17 protein-coding genes are annotated in these 22,426 nt (G+C 54.9%); 14 read left to right on the plus strand and 3 right to left on the minus strand.

The features are described 5' to 3' along the window. The first annotated feature begins 87 nt into the window (after nt 1-87). Nucleotides 88-516 (plus strand): DUF4399 domain-containing protein, encoded by a 429-nt coding sequence (locus tag Q9245_RS13680; protein ID WP_305897708.1) that lies wholly within the window; start codon nt 88-90, stop codon nt 514-516. Between the two features lie 127 nt (nt 517-643). Next, nucleotides 644-2,581 carry a CocE/NonD family hydrolase gene (locus tag Q9245_RS13685; RefSeq protein WP_305897709.1) on the plus strand — a complete coding sequence of 646 codons (1,938 nt, stop codon included), beginning with the start codon at nt 644-646 and terminating at the stop codon, nt 2,579-2,581. 67 nt (nt 2,582-2,648) lie between these two features. Here Q9245_RS13685 and Q9245_RS13690 read toward each other — a convergent pair whose 3' ends face one another. Next, complete coding sequence (locus tag Q9245_RS13690; RefSeq protein ID WP_305897710.1) at nt 2,649-3,149, minus strand: lactoylglutathione lyase family protein; 501 nt, start codon at nt 3,147-3,149, stop codon at nt 2,649-2,651. Between the two features lie 94 nt (nt 3,150-3,243). Between Q9245_RS13690 and Q9245_RS13695 the strand changes: the two genes are divergently transcribed. The 3 genes from Q9245_RS13695 to Q9245_RS13705 all read left to right on the plus strand — a co-directional run bounded on the left by Q9245_RS13695 (nt 3,244) and on the right by Q9245_RS13705 (nt 7,594). Next, nucleotides 3,244-4,113 (plus strand): LysR family transcriptional regulator, encoded by an 870-nt coding sequence (locus Q9245_RS13695; protein ID WP_305897711.1) that lies wholly within the window; start codon nt 3,244-3,246, stop codon nt 4,111-4,113. Nucleotides 4,114-4,172: 59 nt separating this feature from the next. Beyond that, nucleotides 4,173-6,869: a cation-transporting P-type ATPase gene (locus Q9245_RS13700; protein WP_305897712.1), complete on the plus strand. Its 2,697-nt coding sequence runs from the start codon at nt 4,173-4,175 to the stop codon at nt 6,867-6,869. A gap of 392 nt (nt 6,870-7,261) precedes the next feature. Beyond that, entirely contained in the window at nt 7,262-7,594 is a 333-nt protein-coding gene (locus Q9245_RS13705; RefSeq protein ID WP_305897713.1) for an MliC family protein, read from the plus strand. Here Q9245_RS13705 and Q9245_RS13710 read toward each other — a convergent pair. After that, entirely contained in the window at nt 7,591-9,081 is a 1,491-nt protein-coding gene (locus Q9245_RS13710) for a helicase HerA-like domain-containing protein (protein ID WP_305897714.1), read from the minus strand. The two genes, Q9245_RS13705 and Q9245_RS13710, sit on opposite strands and share 4 nt — an antisense overlap. Before the next feature lie 146 nt (nt 9,082-9,227). On the opposite strand from Q9245_RS13710, the gene Q9245_RS13715 reads away from it, so the two are divergent. Together Q9245_RS13715 and yghU are read left to right on the plus strand one after the other, a co-directional pair. Beyond that, nucleotides 9,228-9,539 (plus strand): YkgJ family cysteine cluster protein, encoded by a 312-nt coding sequence (locus tag Q9245_RS13715; protein WP_305897715.1) that lies wholly within the window; start codon nt 9,228-9,230, stop codon nt 9,537-9,539. Nucleotides 9,540-9,746: 207 nt separating this feature from the next. Continuing rightward, the gene (yghU, locus tag Q9245_RS13720; protein ID WP_305897716.1) at nt 9,747-10,610 is read left to right on the plus strand and encodes a glutathione-dependent disulfide-bond oxidoreductase; all 864 of its coding nucleotides are present in this window, start codon (nt 9,747-9,749) and stop codon (nt 10,608-10,610) included. Here yghU and ggt read toward each other — a convergent pair. Then, a complete protein-coding gene (ggt, locus tag Q9245_RS13725; RefSeq protein WP_305897717.1) occupies nt 10,607-12,298 on the minus strand; it encodes a gamma-glutamyltransferase in 1,692 nt (563 codons plus the stop codon). The two genes, yghU and ggt, sit on opposite strands and share 4 nt — an antisense overlap. Nucleotides 12,299-12,509: 211 nt before the next feature. Between ggt and purU the strand changes: the two genes are divergently transcribed. The 7 genes from purU (at nt 12,510) to cmk (ending at nt 22,352) form a co-directional block, all read left to right on the plus strand. Continuing rightward, complete coding sequence (gene purU, locus Q9245_RS13730) at nt 12,510-13,364, plus strand: formyltetrahydrofolate deformylase (RefSeq protein WP_305897718.1); 855 nt, start codon at nt 12,510-12,512, stop codon at nt 13,362-13,364. 123 nt (nt 13,365-13,487) lie between these two features. Next, nucleotides 13,488-16,106, plus strand: coding sequence for a DNA gyrase subunit A (gyrA, locus tag Q9245_RS13735; RefSeq protein ID WP_305897719.1), 2,619 nt, complete (start codon nt 13,488-13,490; stop codon nt 16,104-16,106). Beyond that, a complete protein-coding gene (serC, locus tag Q9245_RS13740) occupies nt 16,103-17,185 on the plus strand; it encodes a 3-phosphoserine/phosphohydroxythreonine transaminase (protein WP_305897720.1) in 1,083 nt (360 codons plus the stop codon). The genes gyrA and serC overlap by 4 nt, the downstream gene beginning before the upstream one ends. Nucleotides 17,186-17,187: 2 nt before the next feature. Beyond that, complete coding sequence (pheA, locus tag Q9245_RS13745) at nt 17,188-18,285, plus strand: prephenate dehydratase (RefSeq protein WP_305897721.1); 1,098 nt, start codon at nt 17,188-17,190, stop codon at nt 18,283-18,285. Between the two features lie 32 nt (nt 18,286-18,317). Next, complete coding sequence (gene hisC, locus Q9245_RS13750) at nt 18,318-19,442, plus strand: histidinol-phosphate transaminase (protein ID WP_305897722.1); 1,125 nt, start codon at nt 18,318-18,320, stop codon at nt 19,440-19,442. Beyond that, nucleotides 19,432-21,672: a bifunctional prephenate dehydrogenase/3-phosphoshikimate 1-carboxyvinyltransferase gene (locus tag Q9245_RS13755; protein ID WP_305897723.1), complete on the plus strand. Its 2,241-nt coding sequence runs from the start codon at nt 19,432-19,434 to the stop codon at nt 21,670-21,672. The genes hisC and Q9245_RS13755 overlap by 11 nt, the downstream gene beginning before the upstream one ends. Next, entirely contained in the window at nt 21,672-22,352 is a 681-nt protein-coding gene (gene cmk / locus Q9245_RS13760; RefSeq protein WP_305897724.1) for a (d)CMP kinase, read from the plus strand. The genes Q9245_RS13755 and cmk overlap by 1 nt, the downstream gene beginning before the upstream one ends. The last annotated feature ends 74 nt before the right edge of the window (nt 22,353-22,426 follow it).

A 22,426-nucleotide genomic window follows, 5' to 3' on the forward strand; every position in this document is an offset into this window, starting at 1 on the left:
ATCTTGGTCTAGCCTTGTTATGTTGTTGGTCAGGCTGCGAAGTCTGTATCAACACAGATGGCAATAAACGGAGATAGGGAGAGCAGCATGAAGAAAAGCACAATGACTTTGTTGTCGGCTTTGTTGGTTGCACCGATGATGACTCTCGCGGGAAGCATGACGTCTGAAGCTCCGGACAACGCGGAAGTCTACTTTGTTCAGCCGAGCGATGGGGCCATGGTTGGGCAAACCGTTAAAGTGGTTTTTGGTCTTCGCAATATGGGCGTTGCGCCGGCCGGTGTTGATAAGAAAAATACCGGGCATCATCACCTTTTGATTGATACCGACGTGCCGGCTGATCTGAGTAAGCCGTTGCCAGCCACCGAGAAGATCAAACACTTTGGCGGCGGCCAGACGGAAACCGAAATCGAACTTGCTCCCGGTACTCACACCTTGCAGTTGTTATTGGGTAACCATGCCCACGTGCCTCACAGCACGCCGGTGGTATCCGAAAAGATCACCATCACGGTCAAGTAACAACAGACGGTAAATGAACATGGCGTCATAATGTCATGTTGGGCCTTTGTTTCTGTGTAGCGGAACGAGTTTGTCTGCGCTACGTGCTCCTTATTGGGTTTTCAAAACACAATAAGGAGAACAATCGATGCCCTCCCGTTTCTCATTTCTTTCTGCTCGCTTTGCGCTGGCGCCCATCGCTTTAGCATTCGCTGTCACCGGCTGTATCGATTCCGGTTCGGGAAGTGGCGGTTCCGATCAAGCCACAAAACAGCGAAATTCCGCCGATCAGGCCTGTGAAAACCCCGGCAACAGCCAGGCACCGCAGTGCAAACTACCTAATCCCGTTCTGGTTTCCTGCGCTGATGGCTCGCCCCGAGAAGGCGGGCGCAGTTATTCGGTTTCTCTTAGTTCTGCCAGCAATGAAACCATTACCTTCCAGGTACTTGAGCCTACGGGCGGGATAGATTGTGAAGCTGGGCATCCGCTCGTTTTGCAGGGGCACGGTTTCGGTGGATCGCGCAGCACCGATGGCTTCGATAGTTACCGCGAAGCGGGCTTTGCAGTCATCTCCATCGACCAGCGGGGGTTTGGGCAAAGTACGGGAACCGTGCGGGTAATGGACCCGGAGTTTGAGGGGCAAGACCTGGTGCAGATTCTTGACTGGGCTGAAGCCAACCTGGACTACCTGCAGTTTCGAAACGAGGCCGACCTTCCCGAAGCGTTGAATCCGAATTTGGTGGCGGGTGCTATCGGCGGAAGTTACGGGGGCGGCTTCCAATTCCTGCTTCATGGTCTGGACCCGAAACAACGGCTTGATGCGTTGGTGCCGGATATGACGTGGAACGACCTGCGTTACAGCCTGAATCCCGGCAACGTGATAAAGACCGGGTGGGATCTTGCGCTGGTGGCCTTTGGCGAAAGTGGCTCATACCGTAATGGAAACAGCGGCTTGGATCCGATCATGAAAGAGGTTCTGGCACAGGGAGCCTCCTTGAACCGCTTCCCCGAGGCCGGCCTGGACTTTGTCTATTACCACAGCCCGGCTTATCGCTGCGCGGGCACCTCGTTGTCTGTGTCTGAGGATACGGACCTGGTTTCCTACCAAATGAATCCACCGGCCTTCGATGTCCCGCCGACTCCCTTCAATAACGTTGATGTCTTGTTGACTCAGGGTATGAAAGATACGTTGTTTAACTTCAACGAAGCGTGGCGCAACTTCTCATGCTTGTCGGCGCAAACAGACGGCGATATTCGGCTACTGACTCATCAGACTGGCCATGTGCTACCCGCCGAAGCACCGGATGAGGCGCAACCGGGAACTCACATTGACCCAGCAGCGGGCCTGCTTGAAATTCCGGGCTTTCAGGGAGCGGCTGGTAAGTTTCATTGCGGCCGTATTTCGATTGCCGATGCCACGCTGAACTGGCTGGAGCATCATCTGCTGGGTAAGCCACTTGCAGGTTACTTTGATGGCACCGAATCCAACGTGTGCTTGTCGCTCGCGGATGATCAGTCGGTGTTGGTTCCCATGGATAGCTTCCCCGCGCCAGCCAGTGAAGATCAGTTGCTGACAGGGCGCTATGCCGTTGAACGGGCGTTTGCGTCGGCTCAACCTGTGGCATCCGGATACGAGGCCGCTGCCACCGTAACCCAGCCTCCTCAGGCTCTATTCCTGGGTAAAGTTGGCGAAGACGGTGGTGTATTGGGTGGCATACCAACTATGCAACTGACGGTGTCGGATCTTGCGGGTAAAACGTCATGTGACAGCGAGCTGGGCCCCTACGCTCCGGGCTGCGATCCGATTGTGTTTGTCGGTTTGGGTAAGCGTGCTGAAGGCGAGAGTCGCTGGGATCTGATTGACGACCAGGTGATGCCGGTTCGCGGGATAAAACATGAAGCTGTTATTCAGTTGGTCGGTGTAGCTGAATCCTTGGCGCCCGGTGATGAACTGGCGTTGCTGGTAACCGGATACCATTTACAGTACCCGGTCAGCTGGTCACGGGATGCGCAGGTGCCCTTTGTAAACGTGTCAGGGACCGTGCAGCTTCCGATGCTTGAAGGAACATTGACCGAAACACCTTAACGGGTTTCTCTGGATCGGCCGGTGTTGTTTGGCATCGCCCGATCCAGATTCCCGTCGGGGCCGCGAGTCAGTATGCGCCCTCACTGTAGATCAGCTCATAGCTGTGGCTATAGATCTCCAGAATGTTGCCGAACGGATCTTCCATATAGATCATGCGGTAGGGCTTTTCGCCCGGATAGTAGTAGCGTGGTTTCTCCATCCGCCGTTTGCCACCCGCGGCCACGATGCGTTCTGCGAGCTCCTCAACGTTTGGATCTTGTACGCAGAAGTGGAAAATCCCGGTCTTCCAATACTCAAAGTTATCTTCCGGATTGGTTTGATTTCTGAACTGAAACAGTTCAACACCAATTCGATCGCCGGTAGATAGATGGGCGATCCGGAAACTTCCCCAGCCTTTTCCGAACACTTCCGTGCACATCTCGCCAATGGCGCTGTCGTCTTCTTCGATCTCGGTTGGTTTCATAATCAAGTACCAGCCCAGAACGTCCGTGTAAAACTTAACGGCTTGCTCCAGATCCGGCACGGATATGCCGATGTGGGAAAAGTTTCTTGGGTAAACGTTGCTCATTGCTTGTCCTCCGTTTGTGAATCTAAGATCAGGTTACATAGCCAGGTTAATAACGTAAAATTATCATTTGTCATAGTTTTGATTAGAGGACGTGATGATTAACGTTCATTGGTTGCGCAGTTTTTGCACGCTCGCCGAGGAGGGGCATTTCACGCGCACGGCGGAGCGCCTCCATATGACGCAGTCAGGAGTGAGTCAGCATGTGCGCAAGTTGGAGGAACAGCTCGGTGTTGAATTGCTTGTGCGCCATGGCAAACAATTCTCGCTTTCGGGCGCCGGAGAACGGCTGTACGCAAGCGCTCAGGGCATTCTTCTCGCTTTGTCCAAACTGGAACAGACGGTTGTGGAAGACCCACCGTATGAGGGCGCTGTCCGGATCATGTCGCCGGGGAGTGTGGGGCTTAAGTTATACCCTCAGGTGTTGGCCTTGCAGCAGAAACACCCCAAGCTCGTCATCGATTACCGGTTCGCGCCCAATACCGATGTGGAACAGGCAATTTCCGAATCTACCGTTGATATCGGATTCATGACCGCGAAATCCACATTGGCCGAGGTAGGCTGTACGCCCATTGCTGAAGAGTCTCTGCTGTTGGTCACACCTGCGACCACTGAAACCCCTGGTTGGAAAACACTGATGGCTCTTGGTTTTATCGATCACCCGGATGGAAGCCATCACGCGAATTTGCTTCTTGGTGCGAACTATAACGAGTTCCAGCACAGTAGCGTATTTACGAGGAAAGGTTTCTCAAATCAGATTGGCTTGATTCTGGAACCGGTGAGCAGAGGATTGGGGTTTACCGTCTTGCCTGCCCATGCGGTTGAGGCTTTCCCGAGGCCCGATCTGATCAAGGTTCATCAACTGGCCCGGCCGGTGAGGGAGACGCTGTATCTTTGCTCCCTCCGCCACAGGCCTCTCCAAAAAAGAATGGAAACGGTCATAGCCGAAGCCAAGCGGTGGCTCTAAACTGAATCTAAGTTCGGTGAATGGGCGCGAGAAAATGATGCGTGTAGAGATTTGATGCCATGGACGCACAGGGCGCGTGGCACGAACTGGAATCGGAGAGCGCGATTGACGCTCTGGACGCCAATAAACACGGCCTGTCATCCGAAGAGGTGGCAAAGCGCTTTCGTATATACGGGCCGAATCGGCTCCCCGAAGCAGCGAAACGAAGCCTGCTGATTCGCTTTTTGTCCCATTTCAACAATATCCTCATTTACGTTTTACTCGGCGCCGCTGCGATTACCGCAGTTTTGGGGCACCTGGCCGATACACTGGTAATACTGGCGGTTGTGGTTGCCAATGCCGGGATCGGTTTTTTTCAGGAAGGCAAGGCGGAAAAAGCGATGGGTGCCCTTCGCCGGATGCTGGCCTTGAAGGCATCGGTGCTGCGCGAAGGTGTGCGATGCTCTGTGAAAGGCGAAGCGCTGGTGCCCGGCGACATTGTTCTGCTGGAAGCAGGCGACAAGGTGCCCGCCGACCTGCGCCTCTTAGACGTAAGCGCACTTCAAATTCAGGAATCCATTCTCACCGGAGAGTCTGTCCCGGTTGAAAAGCAGACCCATCCCGTTAGTGCCACCGCGCCCCTTGGAGACCGAGCCTGTCTGGCGTACAGCGGGACGCTCGTCACCAGTGGTTTGGGGCAGGGGGTGGTCGTCGCCACAGGCTCGAACACGGAAATCGGTCGGATCAGTGGTTTGCTGTCATCGGTGGAGGTGCTGACAACCCCGCTAATTCGGCAGATGAACGTGTTTTCCCGCTGGCTCACCGCACTGATTGTACTTGTTGCTGCGGCGCTTTTGATGTTCGGATACTTCGTCCAGCATTTCGATTTCTCGGCTATGTTCATGGCTGTGGTCGGTCTTTTCGTGGCGGCCATTCCTGAAGGGTTGCCAGCGGTTTTGACCATCGCGCTGGCGGTCGGAGTTCAGGCAATGGCCCGGCGTAACGCAATTGTTCGTCGCTTGCCGGTTATTGAGACGCTGGGATCGATATCGGTGATCTGTACCGATAAGACCGGCACCTTGACTCGCAATGAGATGATGGTCGCTTCCGTGGTGACAAGCTCCGAGATGTTCTCGCTAGAAGGCGTTGGATATGAGCCTGAAGGGAGTATCAAACTTAACGCTGTCGCCGTAAACGCTCGGGAATATAACGCTCTGTGCGAGCTTGGACGTGTTTCAGCGCTGTGTAACGACGCGTCGCTGCAGCACAGAGACGGTACCTGGGCGGTAGAGGGCGACCCCATGGAAGGCGCTTTGCTGGCGCTGTCTGGCAAGATTGGAATCGATTTTCATAAGAAGTGGCCTGGCTGGACCCGCACCGATGTGATCCCCTTTGATGCCAAGCATCGTTTCATGGCCACGCTTGACCACAACCATGACAATCAGGCCTATGTCTCCGTGAAGGGCGCGCCTGAACAGATAATTTCGATGTGTAGCCAACAGCGCAAGGTTGACGGTAGCGCGGAGCCACTCGATGCAACGTATTGGGACACGATGGCCGGAGAAATCGCGGCTCTGGGGCAGCGGGTACTGGCGTTTGCGGTTCAACCGGTGGCGCCGGAGCATACGGTTCTGGAATTTTCCGACGTGGAGCAGGGGCTGACGCTGATAGGCTTGGTAGGACTGATTGATCCGCCGCGCCCCGAGGCCGTGACTGCCATTGCAGAGAGTCAGGAAGCAGGCATCCGCGTGAAGATGGTCACGGGGGACCACAAGGGAACAGCTGCGGCTATTGGAAAGCAAGTCGGGCTGCAGAATCCCGATAGGGTGTTGACCGGGAGCGAACTTGATCGCATGGACGAGCGCGCTCTAGCCGAGGCCGTTCTGGATGTGGATGTATTTGCCCGTACCAGCCCGGAGCACAAGTTACGTTTGGTTATGGCTTTGCAATCACAGGGTATGACCGTTGCCATGACTGGGGATGGCGTGAACGACGCCCCTGCGCTCAAACGCGCGGATGCCGGTATCGCTATGGGGCTTAAAGGCAGCGAGGCAGCCAAGGAAGCATCTGAGTTCGTTCTGGCGGATGACAATTTCGCGACCATCGTGGCCGCAGTCAGGGAAGGGCGAACGGTTTACGATAATATCAAGAAGGTTATAAGTTGGACCTTACCGACCAATGCCGGCGAGGCCTTGACCATTATTGTAGCGTTGCTGTTCGGGATGACACTCCCGATTACACCGATACAGATTCTTTGGATCAACCTGATAACTTCGGTCACGCTTGGTATGGCGCTTGCGTTCGAACCCTGCGAAGCCAACAGTATGCGCCGCCCACCACGCTCCAGAAACGAGGCGCTACTGACCGGTGAGCTTGCGTGGCATATTGTGTTTGTGTCAGCCCTGTTTCTGGGGGGCGTATTTGGCATGTATGCCTATGCGATGGATCAGGGATATTCCGTTGAATTGGCGCGCACTGTCGCGCTCAATACGCTGGTGGTGATGGAGGTGTTCCATCTGTTTTTCATCCGCAATATTTTCGGTGCGTCGCTGACCTGGCAAGCTGTCCGAGGAACGAAGGTGGTCTGGGCGACGGTGATCGTCGTCACTCTTGCCCAATTCGCCATTACGTATCTGCCGCCTCTGCAAACGTTGTTTGAAACTGTCGCGGTGCCTTTTCGGGACGGTGTCATTATTGTATGCGTGGGCATCGTACTTTTGGCGGTCATTGAAACGGAGAAACAGCTTCGGTTGCGCTTACGGAGATTTAACCCATAACAAAAGTTGGTATGTTAGCCTCGGCAGCTGCTCATCTTCTTTGGCGGTAAGTTCCTGAATGAAACGATCGATCCTCTTCGGCATTTTTTCGTCCTTCATTGGCTTGATCTGCCTCGTGCTATTGTTTGCTGCTGGGTCGAACCTGCCCGTTTCCCAGTGGCCTTTCGAGGCATTCCAAGACTTGGTTTTTACGTTAGTGTGGGGGATGGGAGTGCCCGAAAGCTTGGGATACCTTGTTTCGGGCATCACTGTGTTGATGGTGCTTGCGGTGTTTTTTGCGGCTGGTAAAAGGCTTTCGAGGTTGTTTCTTAAGAACTCGTAGATCTTTCGCGTAAAATAGTCGCGGGTATTTTCATATCGTTATAGTCCATGTTTCGAAAATGGAGTCTTGTATGAAGGTTTCTGTTCCGCTTTTGTTGTCGTCGGTGTGCTTGATTTCTGCTTGTTCAGGCTTTCAGCAGGGTGATGCCTTTGCCCAGAAGTACGAGTGTGAAAGCGGCGAAATGGTCGCGGTTAACTACCGGGCTCCAGACTCCGCCGCCGTCTATTACCAAGGCACGCGCTACGATATGGAAATCGCCGCTTCTGCCAGCGGCGCACGATACGTTGGCGGCGGCATCGAGTGGTGGGTGAAGGGCTCCGGGCCAGACTCTGAAGGTCTTTTGTTGAAACATCGGGCAGGCGGAAGCTCCGGCGACATTATCGAGAGCTGCACGGCGCTTTAACGGCCCTTAAACAGTGAACCTAGCAGCCCTCTCAAAAAGCCCCGCGTCATTTCACGGCCCATGGTGCGGGCAATGCTTTTCGCGAGAGTTTCGAACACGCTCTGGCGGGATGAACGTCGTTTGGGTGCTGGCTTTTTGCTTGACTTCGCGGGTGCTTCGTAGACTCTTTCTCTGGCAACAGACGCTTGTTCGGCTTCCTTCGCTGCCTGTTCAGCCCGTCTTTGCAGCTTTTCAAAAGCTGAATCCCGGTCAATCATTTCGTTGTACCGTGCACCAAACTCACTTGAATCAAGAATGGTTCTTCGCTCTTTTGCTGTGGCCGGCCCCAAACGAGAGGAGGGCGGGCGGATCAGTGTCTGATCCACGATAGAGGGGGTGCCTTTGTCATCAAGCGTGGACACGAGCGCTTCGCCCACGCCAAGTTCGGTGATGACTTTTTCCGTATCCAGATCCGGGTTTTGCCGGAAGGTTGAAGCGGCGGCTCGAACGGCTTTTTGGTCGCGAGAGGTAAACGCCCTCAACGCATGCTGAACCCGGTTGCCGAGTTGTCCGAGTATTTTGTCGGGTATATCGGTGGGATTCTGGGAAACAAAATAGACACCAACGCCCTTGGAACGTATCAATCGGACCACTTGCTCAACCTTCTGCAAAAGTGCCTTGGGCGCATCATCAAAAAGCAGATGAGCTTCGTCGAAAAAGAACACCAGCTTGGGTTTGTCCGGGTCACCGACTTCCGGCAACTCTTCAAACAGTTCTGCCAGCAGCCAAAGCAGGATGGTGGCGTACAGTCTTGGCCGTTCAATCAACTGGTTGGCCGCCAGCAAATTGATGTGTCCGCGCCCAGCGGGATCGCAGCGCATCAGGTCAGCCAGCTCCAGTGCGGGCTCGCCAAAAAACTGATCGCCACCTTGTTGTTCAAGCTGCAACAAGCGCCGTTGAATCGCGCCAACAGATGCTTTGCTGACGTTGCCGTAGAGTGCTGAAAGTTCTTTGGATTGCTCAGCGACGAAGGTCATCAGCGCCCGCAGATCCTTCAGATCCAGTAAGGCCATGCCGTGATCATCGGCCAACTTGAAGGCAATATTGATGACGCCTTCCTGAGTGTCGTTAAGTTCGAGCAGACGTGACAACAATAGCGGGCCCATGTCGGAAATCGTGGCCCGCATCGGATGGCCTTGTTTGCCCAGGACATCCCAGAATACGGTGGGAAAGCCTTCGAATACGTAGGGCTCAAGCCCCACCTGATCGGCGCGTTTGGTCAGAAACGGTTTGGTGGTACCCGGTTGAGAAATGCCTGAGAGGTCGCCTTTCACATCCGCCATAAACACCGGCACGCCTTGGGCTGAAAAGCCTTCGGCAAGGATTTGTAAGGTCACGGTCTTGCCGGTACCGGTGGCCCCGGCAATCAGCCCATGCCGGTTTGCGCGCCGTAACAGCAAGCTCTGCGTGTGTCGGCCTTTGCCAATGAAAACGGAATCTTCAGACACTGAACACACCTCTGTTTATTATTAGGGTAGGCTGTGCAGGCACGATGCCATGTTTGCTTAGGCTGACTTTTTCAAGTTGTGCGAGACATAATCAGTATGGTCGATAAATTGCCCAATGCGTAATTGGGATAAAGCTCCGGAGATGTATGACCGTTCCCCTCAAAAAACCGCCCGCTTCAGAGGTGTCTTGCTCAAACTGCAAGGCTTGCTGTTGCCGGCTGGAAGTCATGATCATCAGCGATACAGGCGTCCCTGAAAGGCACATTGCCTACGATGAATGGGGAGGGGAAACCATGAAGCGTTTAGACGACGGCTGGTGCTCCGCTTTGGATCGGGAAACGTACATGTGTACGATCTACGAGAACCGACCCTGGATCTGTCGAGAATTTGAAATGGGCTCTTACGAATGTCGGGAAGAGCGGAGTGCTTTGATCGACATCGCTCAAATAGCCAGCTAGCCCAAGGCATCAGGTTGTAGAGGGTTTTTTCGGTTACTGTTAGGGTGAGGCATCAGGCTTACCTCGGCCCGAATACAACGGAGAGCGCCATGAAAACGTTTCGCTTACGCGTGGCCGGAGCCCTAAAAAGCTGGCAAGTCGTCGATGATAGCCTCTCCAGAGCGAATTTAATTAAGAGTCATTGATTACAGATTAAGGGGACAGATGATGAGTGACCCTACCTATACGCCACCAAAAGTGTGGAAGTGGCATAAGGAAGGTGAAAGTAAGTTCTCGAATATCAACCGCCCGGTTGCAGGCCCTACTCATGACAAAGAGTTGCCCGTGGGCGAGCATCCTTTCCAGCTTTATTCTCTGGCGACCCCGAACGGCGTGAAAGCGACCATCATGTTCGAGGAGTTGCTTGAGTTGGGAATCAAGGAAGCGGAATACGATGCCTGGATCGTCAACATCATGGACGGGGATCAGTTCGGCAGCGGTTTTGTCGGCGTGAACCCTAACTCCAAGATCCCAGCGTTGATGGACCGGAGCGCAGATCCGGCCGTTCGAGTTTTCGAGTCCGGCTCTATTCTGTTGTATTTGGCCGAGAAGTTTGGACATTTCTTGTCAAAAAATATCTCCAAGCGAACAGAAACTCTTAACTGGTTGTTCTGGCAGATGGGCAGCGCCCCGTTCCTGGGTGGTGGTTTTGGTCACTTCTATGCGTACGCGCCGGAAAAGTACGAGTACCCCATCAACCGTTACGCAATGGAAGTAAAGCGACAGCTGGACGTGCTGGATCGTCAGCTGGCAGACAATCGTTATATTGCTGGCGATGAATACAGTATTGCCGACATGGCGATCTGGCCATGGTATGGCGCACTGGTGAAAAACATGGTGTACGAAGCGGCTGAGTTTCTGGAAGCGCACACGTACACCCATGTGGTGCGTTGGGCGGAAGAAGTTGCCAAGCGCCCCGCGGTAAGGCGGGGGCGGATGGTCAATAAGGCGTGGGGCGATTTGTCGTCACAGCTGCATGAGCGTCACGATGCAAGCGACTTTGAGCTTCGGACCCAAGACAAGCTCGCTTAAAAGCCCTTGGCTGAAGATGTGCTGCGCCTGGCATCTGCTCCACCATAGAGCGTGCCATCTTCACCAACCATAATGCTTTGAATTGCCCCCATGGCGGTGTTGGCGGTCACCGTGTGGCCTTTGGCTTCGAGTAGCCTGATGGTGTCGGGGCTGATGCCTTGCTCGATGCGGATTTCATCCGGGAACCATTGGTGGTGAATGCGTGGTGCATTGACAGCGGTCTGGATGTTCATCTTGTGATCGATCACGTTCATCAGCACTTGCAGGGTGGTGGTGATGATGCGAGAGCCACCCGGGCTTCCGGTGACCAAATGGTTTTTGTTGCCTTTGCGAACAATGGTGGGCGACATGGAGCTGAGCATGCGTTTTCCGGGTTCCACCTTATTAGCTTCGCCGCCAATCAGGCCGTAGGCGTTCGGTACGCCGGGCTTGGCGCTGAAGTCGTCCATTTCATTGTTCAGCAGAAACCCTGCACCCGCCACCGTAATGCCTGAGCCGTAACTGAAGTTGATGGTGTAGGTGTTCGATACCGCATTGCCCCAACGGTCCACGACCGAGAAATGTGTGGTTTCCGGACTTTCCCAGTCAGTAGGTTTGCCGTGCTTGATATCACTTGAAGGTCGGGCTTTGTCTGGGGAGATGGTTTTTCTCAGTTCCGAAGCGTATTCCTTGCTGGTGAGTCCTGTAAGGGGGACTTCAATGAAGTCTGTGTCGCCAAGGTATTGCGCGCGGTCTGCGTAGGCCAGTTTCATGGCTTCGGCCATGTGGTGAATGGTGGCGGCTGAATTGTGGCCCATTTCCCCGATAGAATAACCTTCGAGAATATTCAGAATCTGCACAATGTGGGTGCCGCCGGAAGAAGGTGGCGACATAGAGAAAATGTCGTACCCGCGATAGGTGCCGTGCACGGGTTGGCGGATAGCCGGCTGGTAATTTTTCAGGTCATCCAGTGTGATCAGGCCGTCGTTGCGCTGCATTTCTTCAACGATCAGGCGCGCTGTTTCGCCTTCGTAAAATCCTTTGATGCCGTTATCGGCGATGCGTTGAAGTGTGGCAGCCAGTTCGGGCTGTTTGAACACTTCGCCGGGTTGCGGCGCAGAACCGTCCTCCTTGTAAAACGTGGCGTTGGTGGCTGGCCAGCGTTTTAATCGATTGGCGGCTCGTTCCAGCCCGATCGTAAACCGGTGTGGCACGACGAATCCGTCTTTTGCCAAACGAATCGCCGGGGCGAGTGCTTCACTTAACGAAATTGTGCCGTGGCGTTCCAGAGCAAGGGCCAGGCCGGCGACTGTACCCGGAACACCTGCCGCCAGATGGCTGAATCGGCTGCGTTCTTTCACCACGTTGCCGTCGCTGTCCTGAAACATGGTTTCCGTTGCGGCGGCGGGGGCGGTTTCCCGGTAATCAATCGCTTCCGGTGCTTTGCCGTCGCCGGGGGAGTAAAGCAGGAAGCCTCCACCGCCGATGTTGCCCGATCTTGGCTGAGTGACGGCAAGGGCGAAACCGGCGGTTACCGCCGCATCCACGGCATTACCGCCGTTTTTCAGCACCTCCAGCGCTACGTCGGTGGCGAGTGTGTGGCTGGTGGCGACCATGCCCAGTTTGCCCTGGGTGGGGTGAAATCGCTCGCCTTCGAGAATCGCCTGGTTGCTGGCGAACGACGAAAAAGACAGTAAACAGAGCAGCATTGATGCTGTCAGGCTCCACAGGAGCCTTGAGCGAAGTTTAATGTTTAGGCTGTGGTCAGTGTCATGCATGGGGGATCCTCGTTTCTGGCGGTCATATACGCTATCATAGCTGGTCATTTTTATAGGTGCGTGTTGATAGTTCCTCGTGCGTCATCGCTGGTGGTTTTCTAACGCATTCGCTTTCCCCGGATTCTAGTTAAGGAATGGCTTAATGGAGCATACCTATCGTCTTGTTATTTCCTGTCCGGACAGGGTGGGAATTGTTGCCAAGGTGAGTAATTTTCTGTCCACCTACAACGGCTGGATTACCGAGGCGAGTCATCACTCAGACACCCAGTCTGGCTGGTTCTTCATGAGACACCAGATTAAAGCCGAATCTATTCCGTTCGGGTTGGATCAATTTCGCGCCGCGTTTGAGCCGATTGCCCGTGAGTTCAATATGCGTTGGCACATTGCTGATTCGGCCCGCCCGAAGCGCGTAGTGCTGATGTGCAGCAAAGAGTCGCACTGCTTGGCGGACCTGCTTCACCGCTGGCACAGCAAAGAGTTAAATGCCGAAATGGCAGCCGTTATCTCCAACCACGACGATTTGCGGCGCATGGTGGAGTGGCATGACATTCCCTATCACCACATCCCGGTGAGCAAAGAGAACAAGGCCGAGGCTTTCGGTCAGATTGAAGAGTTGCTCGACAAGTATGAGGCTGATGTGATCGTGCTCGCGCGATACATGCAAATACTGCCGGCGGATCTGTGTGAGAAATACGCCGGTAAGGTGATCAATATCCACCACAGCTTCCTGCCGTCTTTCGCCGGGGCGCGCCCGTACCATCAGGCATACAGTCGCGGCGTGAAACTGATCGGAGCGACCTGCCATTACGTGACTCAGGATCTGGATGAAGGTCCGATCATTGAGCAAGACGTGATTCGTATCAGTCACCGGGATTCGATTGAAGACATGGTTCGCCTGGGTAAAGACGTTGAAAAGAACGTTTTGGCGCGGGGGCTTCGTTCGCACATTGAAGATCGCGTGATTACTTACGAAAACAAGACGGTAGTGTTTGATTAACAAGTTGCTGCTGCCCCGGGCCTGTTGGGTCTGTGGTATGCTGGGCGGCTTGATGAAGAATAAAGACGGGGCCGGGACACGGTCCCGGGACGACTTCCAGATAACGCAAAGGAACCTTTCTCGATGGGTGAATTAGCCAAAGAGATCCTGCCGGTCAATATTGAAGACGAGTTGAAACAGTCCTACCTCGATTACGCAATGAGTGTAATTGTAGGTCGAGCATTGCCGGATGTAAGGGATGGTCTCAAGCCTGTGCATCGTAGGGTGCTGTTCGCCATGTCCGAACTGGGCAATGACTGGAACAAGGCGTACAAGAAATCTGCCCGTGTGGTGGGTGATGTGATCGGTAAGTATCACCCTCACGGTGATTCTGCGGTATACGACACCATTGTTCGTATGGCTCAGCCGTTTTCACTTCGGTACCCGCTGGTGGATGGTCAGGGTAACTTCGGTTCCATCGACGGCGACAACGCGGCCGCCATGCGTTACACCGAAATTCGCATGGAAAAGGTGGCGCATTCGCTGTTGGCGGATCTCGAGAAAGAAACGGTCGATTTCGTTGACAACTACGACGGTTCCGAGCGTATTCCGGAAGTTATGCCAACCCGAGTGCCGAATCTGTTGGTGAACGGTTCCTCCGGTATTGCCGTTGGTATGGCGACCAATATTCCGCCGCACAACCTGACGGAAGTGGTCAATGGTTGTCTGGCATTGATTGAAAATCCGGACCTGACTGTTGATGAGTTGATGGCGCATATTCCGGGCCCGGATTTCCCGACTCAGGGCATTATCAACGGTCGTGCGGGCATTGTAGAGGCCTATCGCACAGGTCGGGGCCGGATTTACATTCGTGCCCGCCACGAAGTGGAACACGACGCCAAGACCAAGCGTGATGCCATCATCATTACCGAACTGCCTTACCAGCTGAACAAATCGCGTCTGATCGAGAAGATCGCGGAGCTGGTCAAAGAGAAGCGCCTTGAAGGCATCACCGAGTTGCGTGATGAGTCCAACAAGGAAGGCATCCGGGTTGTTATCGAGCTTCGCCGCGGTGAAAACCCTGAAGTGGTGGTGAATAACCTGTTTGCGCAGACTCAGCTTCAAACCGTGTTCGGTATCAACATGGTTGCGCTGATCAATGGTGAGCCCAAGACACTGAACCTCAAGGAAATGCTGGATGCGTTCGTGCGTCACCGCCGCGAAGTGGTGACCCGCAGGACCATCTTCGAGCTGCGTAAAGCCCGTGAGCGAGGCCACATTCTGGAAGGTCTGACGGTCGCTCTGGCCAACATCGACGAGATGATCGAGCTGATCAAAGCGTCTCCGACCTCGGTTGAGGCGAAAGAGAAGCTGATGAGTCGTGGCTGGGCACCTGGAAATGTTCTGGCCATGCTGGAGCGCGCCGGTGAAGATGCCTGCCGTCCGGATGATCTGCCTGAAATCTACGGTCTGCGTGACGGTCTGTATTACATGTCGCCTGAGCAGACTCAGGCGATTCTGGACATGCGCCTGCACCGCCTGACCGGTCTGGAAACTGAAAAGCTCCAGAACGAGTACAAAGAGATTCTGGAAAAGATTGCGGATCTGCTGGACATTCTTGGTGATCCGGACCGTCTGATGTCGGTTATCCGTGAAGAGCTGGAAGCGGTTGTTTCTGAATTTGGTGACGAGCGTCGTACCGAAATCACCAGTTCGCAGCGTGACCTGACCATCGCTGACCTGATTGACGAAGAAGATCTGGTTGTGACCATTTCTCATAGCGGTTATGCCAAGACACAAGCGGTCGAAGATTATCAGGCACAGCGCCGTGGTGGTCGTGGCAAGGCAGCAACAGCGATGAAGGACGAAGACTTCATAGAGAAGCTGCTGGTGGCAAACTCTCACGACACCATTTTGTGCTTCTCGAACCGTGGCAAGGTGTACTGGCTGCGTGTGTTTGAAATTCCTCGTGGTAGCCGCGGCTCCCGTGGTCGCCCAATGGTTAACATCTTGCCGTTGGATGAAGGTGAGCGTATCACCACGTTCCTGCCGGTACGTGATTATCCTGAAGACCAGTTCGTGTTGATGGCAACGTCTGCCGGTGTTGTTAAGAAAACGCCTCTGCCTAACTTCTCTCGTCCGCGTAGCAGCGGTTTGATTGCGCTGAATCTGGACGAAGGGGATACCTTGATTGGCGCAGCCATCACCAATGGCGAAGCTGAAGTGATGCTGTTCTCTACCGCCGGCAAAGCAGTGCGCTTCAAGGAAGAACAGGTTCGTCCGATGAGCCGGACTGCTCGTGGTGTTCGCGGTATCAAGATGCCGGAAGGGCATCATGTGGTGTCGCTGATTATTCCGCAGGAAGGTGGCGTGCTATTGACGGCGAGCGAACACGGTTACGGTAAACGTACCGCCATTGACGAGTTCCCGGCCTACAGCCGCGGCAGCCAGGGTGTTATCGCGATGCAGTGTTCCGAGCGTAACGGTAATCTGGTCACCGCACTTCAGTTGTTTGAAGGCGACGAGATGATGCTGATCTCGGATAAAGGCACTCTGGTGCGTACCCGGACGGATGAAGTCTCTGTTCTTAGCCGCAACACCCAGGGTGTGCGCCTGATTCGATTGGCGCAGGACGACGAGCGGCTGGTCGGTGTTGAGCGTATTGCGGAATCCGATGACGAGGATGAAGCCGGCGTCAGCGTAGAAGGGAACACAGAGTCAGGTGCCGATGAAGGTGCCGCAGGCGAGGAAACTGAAGAATGAGTAGGGCGTTTAACTTCTGTGCCGGCCCGGCGACATTGCCGGAAGCTGTGCTGAAACAGGCTGAAACCGAGCTGCTGGATTGGCGCGGTACCGGCATGTCGGTGATGGAAATGAGTCACCGCAGTGACGAGTTTGTTTCCATTGGTGAAACCGCCGAGAAAGATCTGCGGGAACTGGCTGGTATTTCAGATGATTACGCAGTGTTGTTCATGCAAGGTGGTGCATCCAGTCAGTTTGCCACCATCCCGTTGAACTTGATGGGTGAGAGCACCACAGCCGATTACGTGAACACCGGTATCTGGTCCAAGAAAGCCATTGCGGAAGCCAAGCGCTTCGGCAATGTCAATGTGGCTGCCAGTTCGGAAGACAGTGGCTTTACTACCATTCCGGACCAGTCCAGCTGGGCGACTTCTTCCGATGCCGCCTACCTGCATTACACGCCGAATGAAACCATTGGTGGTCTGGAATACGACTTCGTGCCGGAGACGGGTTCAGTACCGCTGGTGGCGGATATGTCATCAACGATTCTGTCGCGCCCGCTGGATGTCTCGAAGTTTGGCCTGATATACGCCGGCGCTCAGAAAAACATCGGCCCATCCGGGCTGGTTGTCGTGATCGTCCGCAAGGATTTGCTGGGCAAAGCCCGCAAAGAGACGCCGACGATGATGAATTATCAAGTCATCGCGGATAACGGCTCGATGTACAACACACCGGCGACCTACTCCTGGTATCTGGCCGGTCTGGTGTTCAAATGGCTGAAGGCGCAGGGCGGCGTACAGGCGATGGGCGAGATCAACGCACGTAAGGCCAGCAAGCTGTATGGATTTATTGATAACAGCGACTTTTACGCTAACCCCATTGATCCACGTTTCCGCTCCTGGATGAACATTCCGTTTACCTTGGGTGACGACGCTTTGAACGGTGAGTTTCTGAAGGGCGCGAATGCCCGTGGTTTGCTTAACTTGGCAGGCCATCGTTCGGTAGGCGGCATGCGTGCCAGTTTGTACAACGCCATGCCGGAAGCGGGTGTGGACGCGTTGATTGACTACATGGCGGAATTCGAGAAGGAGCGGGGCTGATCATGACCGACGAGAAGGCCCGCCTGAGCGAACTTCGGGACGAAATCGACAGCCTTGATCAGCAGATCATGAAGCTGATCAGCGCCAGAGCCGCCTGCGCTCAGGAAGTGGCCCATGTGAAAATGGCTGCGAACCCCGGGCAGGATGTGTTTTTCTACCGCCCGGAGCGGGAAGCCCAGGTGCTTCGCCGGATTAAAGAGGAGAATCCGGGGCCGCTGCCGGCCGAGGAAATGGCGCGTCTGTTTCGGGAGATCATGTCTGCGTGTCTGGCGCTCGAGAAACCGATGCACATCGCGTTTCTGGGGCCGCTGGGCACCTTCACCCAAGCTGCTGCGCTCAAACACTTTGGTCATTCGGTTATCAGCGTGCCGATGCCAGCGATTGATGAAGTGTTTCGCGAAGTTGAATCCGGCTCCGCTCATTACGGCGTCGTGCCGGTCGAGAATTCAACCGAGGGTATGGTGAACCATACCCTTGATATGTTCATGTCGTCGCCACTGAAAATTTGTGGTGAGGTGCAACTTCGTATTCATCATCATTTGATGGTGTCGCCTCAGTTTAAAGATCAGGAAATTACCCGCATTTACTCCCACCAGCAGTCTTTTGCCCAGTGCCGACAGTGGTTGGATTCCCACCGTGCCGGAATTGAGCGTATTACGGTGTCGAGTAACGCAGAGGCGGCCCGTCGTGCTTCGGAAGAGCCTGGTGCGGCGGCGATAGCGGGCGATATGGCAGCCGAACTTTACGGTTTGGATGTGTTGGCAAGTAGCATCGAAGACCGCCCTGACAATACCACTCGGTTCCTGATTATCGGACGGGAAGAAGTTGAGGCCAGCGGTCAGGACAAGTCCTCCATTCTGGTGTCTATGCGCAACAAGCCGGGTGCTTTGTATCAATTGCTGGAGCCTTTCCATCGTGAGGGCATCAGTCTGACCCGGATTGAAACCCGACCATCGCCCAGCGGCACCTGGGCCTATGTGTTCTATATCGATTTTGAAGGGCACATGGAAGACGAGCTTGCTCGCAATGTATTGGCCGAGATTGATGAAGAAGCGGTGGAGTTGAAACGTTTGGGTTCTTACCCGATTGGCGTGCTTTAAGTTGAGATTGAATTGACCCGGAGGAATGTTGAATGTCAGTGGATTACCAGAGTCTCGCGGTGAAAGGTGTTCAGGCTCTGTCTCCGTATCAGCCCGGAAAGCCGATTGAAGAACTGGCGCGAGAGCTCGGGCTGAATCCGGAAGAGATTATCAAGCTGGCGAGCAACGAAAACCCTCTGGGGCCGAGTGAGAAAGCCATGGCCGCGGCTCGCAAGGCTCTGGAGGAGTCTTGTCTGTACCCGGACGGCAATGGATTTTCGTTGAAGCAGGCTCTGGTGAGCCGGTTTGGCGTTGCAATGAATCAGATCACCTTGGGCAATGGCTCCAATGATGTCCTTGAAGTGATTGCCCGCTGCTTTGCCGGGCCAGGCGATGAAGTGGTGTTTTCTCAATATGCCTTCGCGGTTTACCCGATAGTGGCTCAGGCGATTGGTGCCAAGGGCGTCTCGGTTCCCGCTAAAGCGTGGGGCCACGACCTTGATGCCATGGCGAAAGCGGTCAATGAGCACACCAAGCTGATCTTTGTTGCCAATCCCAACAACCCTACGGGTACTGTTCACACTGCCGGTGCCATCGAAGCGTTTCTGCAGCGCATTCCAGAGCAGGTTCTGGTGGTTCTGGATGAGGCCTATTGCGAGTACCTGACCGGCGGCGAGTATGCTGACGGAGTCCAGCTGCTTGAGCGTTATCCCAACCTCGTTGTCTGTCGTACGTTCTCGAAAGCCTGGGGATTGGCGGCGATGCGGGTAGGTTACGCTCTTAGCTCGCCGGCTATTGCGGATGTGCTGAATCGGGTACGCCAGCCGTTCAACGTCAACTCTATCGCCTTGGCTGCAGCCGCTGCCGTGCTTGAGGACGAAGAGTATTTGAATCGTTCGCGCGAAGTGAATGACGCCGGTTTGCGCCAGCTCGCTGCAGGCTTTGAGCAGTTGGGCGTGTCGTTCATTCCGTCGGTCGGCAACTTTATAGCGGTAGATGTGGGCGCTCAGGCGGCCGAGGTTTATCAGGCATTACTGGCCCGTGGCGTGATTGTTCGTCCGGTCGCCGGCTACGGTATGCCAAACTACCTGCGTGTATCTGTGGGCCTTGCCGAAGAAAACGCACGTTTCCTTGAAGCCCTGTCTGACGCATTACAGGCTGTTCGGGATGGGCACTAAAGTGGTTGATAGCGCGCCTGCTTTTCATCGGGTTGCCATCATTGGCTTGGGTCTGATCGGTGGCTCTCTGGCGAGTGCGATTCGTAAGCACCAGCTGGCGGATTGTGTCGTGGGTTTCGATCAGCGCGCCGATGAGCTTGCGTTGGGTGTCGAGCTGGGTGTCATCGATCAGGCCGCATCCAGCTTACAAGCGGCTGTTGAAGGGAGTGATCTGGTGGTTCTGGCAGTGCCTGTGAGAGCCACACGCAGCGTGTTAGAGCAGATCAAACCCTGGTTGAGTAACGATGCCGTGCTGACGGATGTGGGCAGCACCAAAACCAGTTTTGCGACGGATGTAGAGGCTGTTTTTGGCGCTATTCCGCCGAACGTTATTCCCGGGCACCCAATCGCGGGTTCTGAAAAGAGCGGCATTCGAGCAGCCAACCCTGATCTGTTTGCCAATCATAAAGTGATCCTGACTCCGGCGGATAATGCCGATCGTGTCAGCCTGGCTCGTCTGTCCAGATTGTGGGAAGGCGCGGGGGCCACGGTGCTGACCATGTCGGTGGCGTACCATGATGAGGTGCTGGCGGCGACCAGCCATCTGCCGCATCTGATAGCCTTCTCGTTGGTGGATACGCTGGCCGGAGAAGATGAGAATCTGGATATCTTTCGGTACGCTGCCGGAGGCTTTCGGGATTTCACTCGAATTGCAGCCAGTGATCCGGTCATGTGGCATGACATTTTTCTGTCAAACCGCGACGCAGTGCTGCGCGTGATTGACCATTTTACCCACGATTTGGGTGAACTCCGGGGTGCCATTGCCGAAGGTGATGGGGCGACGTTGCTCCGGGTTTTCAGTCGTGCCAAGGCGGCGCGCGAACATTTTACAAAGATGCTTTCAGGGCAGGCGTACGTGACTAATAACAGTGATCAGCAAGTTATCTTTCAAATGCAGCCGGGCGGCTCTGTCCGCGGCGACATTCGGGTTCCGGGTGATAAATCCATTTCGCACCGTTCCATCATGTTGGGCGCATTGGCTGAAGGCGTGACCGAGGTAAAAGGCTTTCTTGAAGGCGAAGACAGTCTTGCCACTTTGCAGGCCTTTCGGGATATGGGTGTAACCATCGAGGGTCCGGAGAACGGCTTGGTTCGAATTCACGGTGTGGGTTTGCATGGCTTGCAGGCACCGCGTGGGCCGCTGTATTTGGGTAACTCCGGCACCGGCATGCGACTGTTTGCCGGGTTGCTGGCAGCTCAACCATTTGATTCAGAGCTTTCTGGTGACACCAGTCTGTCGAAGCGCCCGATGGGGCGTGTTGCTGATCCATTGCGAGCAATGGGCGCAGTGATCGATACGGCCGAGGGTGGCCGACCGCCGCTAAAGATCAAAGGTGGCCAATCACTGAACGGTATTCATTACGATATGCCGGTGGCCAGTGCGCAGGTAAAATCGTGCTTGCTGTTGGCCGGTCTCTACGCTGACGGCGCAACCTCTGTCACCGAACCGGCGCCCACTCGCGATCACACCGAGCGTATGCTGCAAGGTTTTGGCTATGACGTGCAGCGTGATGGCGCAACCGCAAAAGTTGTTGGGGGCGGTAAGCTGGAAGCTGGGGTTATTGATGTGCCTGCCGATATTTCATCTGCGGCGTTCTTCCTGGTGGCGGCGTCTATTGCACCGGATTCTGATTTGACCTTGCGCCACGTGGGGATGAACCCGACTCGTGTTGGCGTCATCAACATCCTGCGCCAGATGGGTGCGAATATTGAGGTGCTCGACGAGCGTGTTATTGGTGGTGAGCCTGTAGCGGACTTGAGAGTTCGGTCGGCTGAGTTGCAGGGTATTGATATTCCGGAAGACCAGGTGCCGTTGGCGATCGATGAGTTTCCGGTGCTGTTCATTGCGGCAACCTGCGCCAAGGGCCGCACGACGCTGCGTGGTGCTGAAGAGCTTCGGGTGAAAGAAAGTGACCGGATTCAGGTGATGGCCGACGGGTTGGCGGAGCTGGGTGTTGAAACCACCGTGACTCCGGATGGCATCATTATTGAGGGTGGCCAGACCATCGGTTCCGGCACGGTTGAGAGCCACGAAGACCACCGGATTTCCATGTCGTTCGCCGTTGCATCTTTGCGTGCAACCGGCCCGATTACGATTAACGATTGTTCGAACGTGACGACATCGTTCCCGGACTTCGTTGAGCTGGCCAAACAAACGGGTTTCAAAATCAGAACAGAAGGTGGTTGTTAATGGTGGATAGCAAGGCCCCGGTCATTACAGTTGACGGCCCTGGCGGTGCTGGCAAAGGCACGATTACCCAGATGCTGGCCCGCAAACTAGGGTGGCACTTGCTGGACAGTGGTGCGCTGTATCGTCTGACCGCGCTGGCAGCAACGCGCCAGGGCGTACCGTTGGATGACGAAGCAGGCTTGGTCAAAGTTGCAGCAACCCTGGATGTAGAGTTTGAACCGGGTGAGGTTGGTCAGCCGGTCCGCGTACTTCTGGCTGGGAAGGACGTTACGTCCGAGATTCGTACCGAGGCTTGTGGCAACAATGCGTCCAAAGTTGCCGTCATGCAGCCGGTTCGGGATGCCTTGCTGCAGCGCCAGAGAGATTTTCAGAAGGCACCCGGAGTTGTGGCAGACGGGCGAGATATGGGGACGGTGGTTTTTCCCGATGCACCCGTAAAGATTTTCCTGACTGCCAGTGCCGAAGAGCGCGCGCGGCGCCGTTATAATCAGTTGAAGGACGCTGGGGTCGATGTTACTATTGACGCCGTTTTAGACGAGATTCGGGTACGCGACGATCGGGATATGAACCGGTCAGCGGCTCCCCTTAAGCCTGCGGATGATGCGCAAGTCATTGATTCTACAGGTTTGAGTATAGAAGAGGTGTTAGACAGGTGTATGGCCGCAGCAGGTCAGGCCTGACTACACCTTTTTGTCGTTGGAATGCCGGAGTCAGCAAAATATTGCCAGCCGCAGGCTGAATCCGGAAATCATTA

The organism is Marinobacter sp. MDS2, assembly GCF_030718085.1.
GTDB lineage: Bacteria > Pseudomonadota > Gammaproteobacteria > Pseudomonadales > Oleiphilaceae > Marinobacter.

Bases quoted from the DNA above. Each gene is read 5' to 3' on its own strand.
- Q9245_RS13705 (WP_305897713.1), top strand. From the start codon at position 7,262: ATGAAGGTTTCTGTTCCGCTTTTGTTGTCGTCGGTGTGCTTGATTTCT.
- Q9245_RS13695 (WP_305897711.1), top strand. From the start codon at position 3,244: ATGATTAACGTTCATTGGTTGCGCAGTTTTTGCACGCTCGCCGAGGAG.
- serC (WP_305897720.1), top strand. From the start codon at position 16,103: ATGAGTAGGGCGTTTAACTTCTGTGCCGGCCCGGCGACATTGCCGGAA.
- Q9245_RS13755 (WP_305897723.1), top strand. From the start codon at position 19,432: ATGGGCACTAAAGTGGTTGATAGCGCGCCTGCTTTTCATCGGGTTGCC.
- hisC (WP_305897722.1), top strand. From the start codon at position 18,318: ATGTCAGTGGATTACCAGAGTCTCGCGGTGAAAGGTGTTCAGGCTCTG.
- Q9245_RS13680 (WP_305897708.1), top strand. From the start codon at position 88: ATGAAGAAAAGCACAATGACTTTGTTGTCGGCTTTGTTGGTTGCACCG.
- yghU (WP_305897716.1), top strand. From the start codon at position 9,747: ATGAGTGACCCTACCTATACGCCACCAAAAGTGTGGAAGTGGCATAAG.
- purU (WP_305897718.1), top strand. From the start codon at position 12,510: ATGGAGCATACCTATCGTCTTGTTATTTCCTGTCCGGACAGGGTGGGA.
- ggt (WP_305897717.1), bottom strand. From the start codon at position 12,298: ATGCTGCTCTGTTTACTGTCTTTTTCGTCGTTCGCCAGCAACCAGGCG.
- Q9245_RS13685 (WP_305897709.1), top strand. From the start codon at position 644: ATGCCCTCCCGTTTCTCATTTCTTTCTGCTCGCTTTGCGCTGGCGCCC.
- Q9245_RS13700 (WP_305897712.1), top strand. From the start codon at position 4,173: ATGGACGCACAGGGCGCGTGGCACGAACTGGAATCGGAGAGCGCGATT.
- pheA (WP_305897721.1), top strand. From the start codon at position 17,188: ATGACCGACGAGAAGGCCCGCCTGAGCGAACTTCGGGACGAAATCGAC.
- Q9245_RS13690 (WP_305897710.1), bottom strand. From the start codon at position 3,149: ATGAGCAACGTTTACCCAAGAAACTTTTCCCACATCGGCATATCCGTG.
- gyrA (WP_305897719.1), top strand. From the start codon at position 13,488: ATGGGTGAATTAGCCAAAGAGATCCTGCCGGTCAATATTGAAGACGAG.
- Q9245_RS13715 (WP_305897715.1), top strand. From the start codon at position 9,228: ATGACCGTTCCCCTCAAAAAACCGCCCGCTTCAGAGGTGTCTTGCTCA.
- cmk (WP_305897724.1), top strand. From the start codon at position 21,672: ATGGTGGATAGCAAGGCCCCGGTCATTACAGTTGACGGCCCTGGCGGT.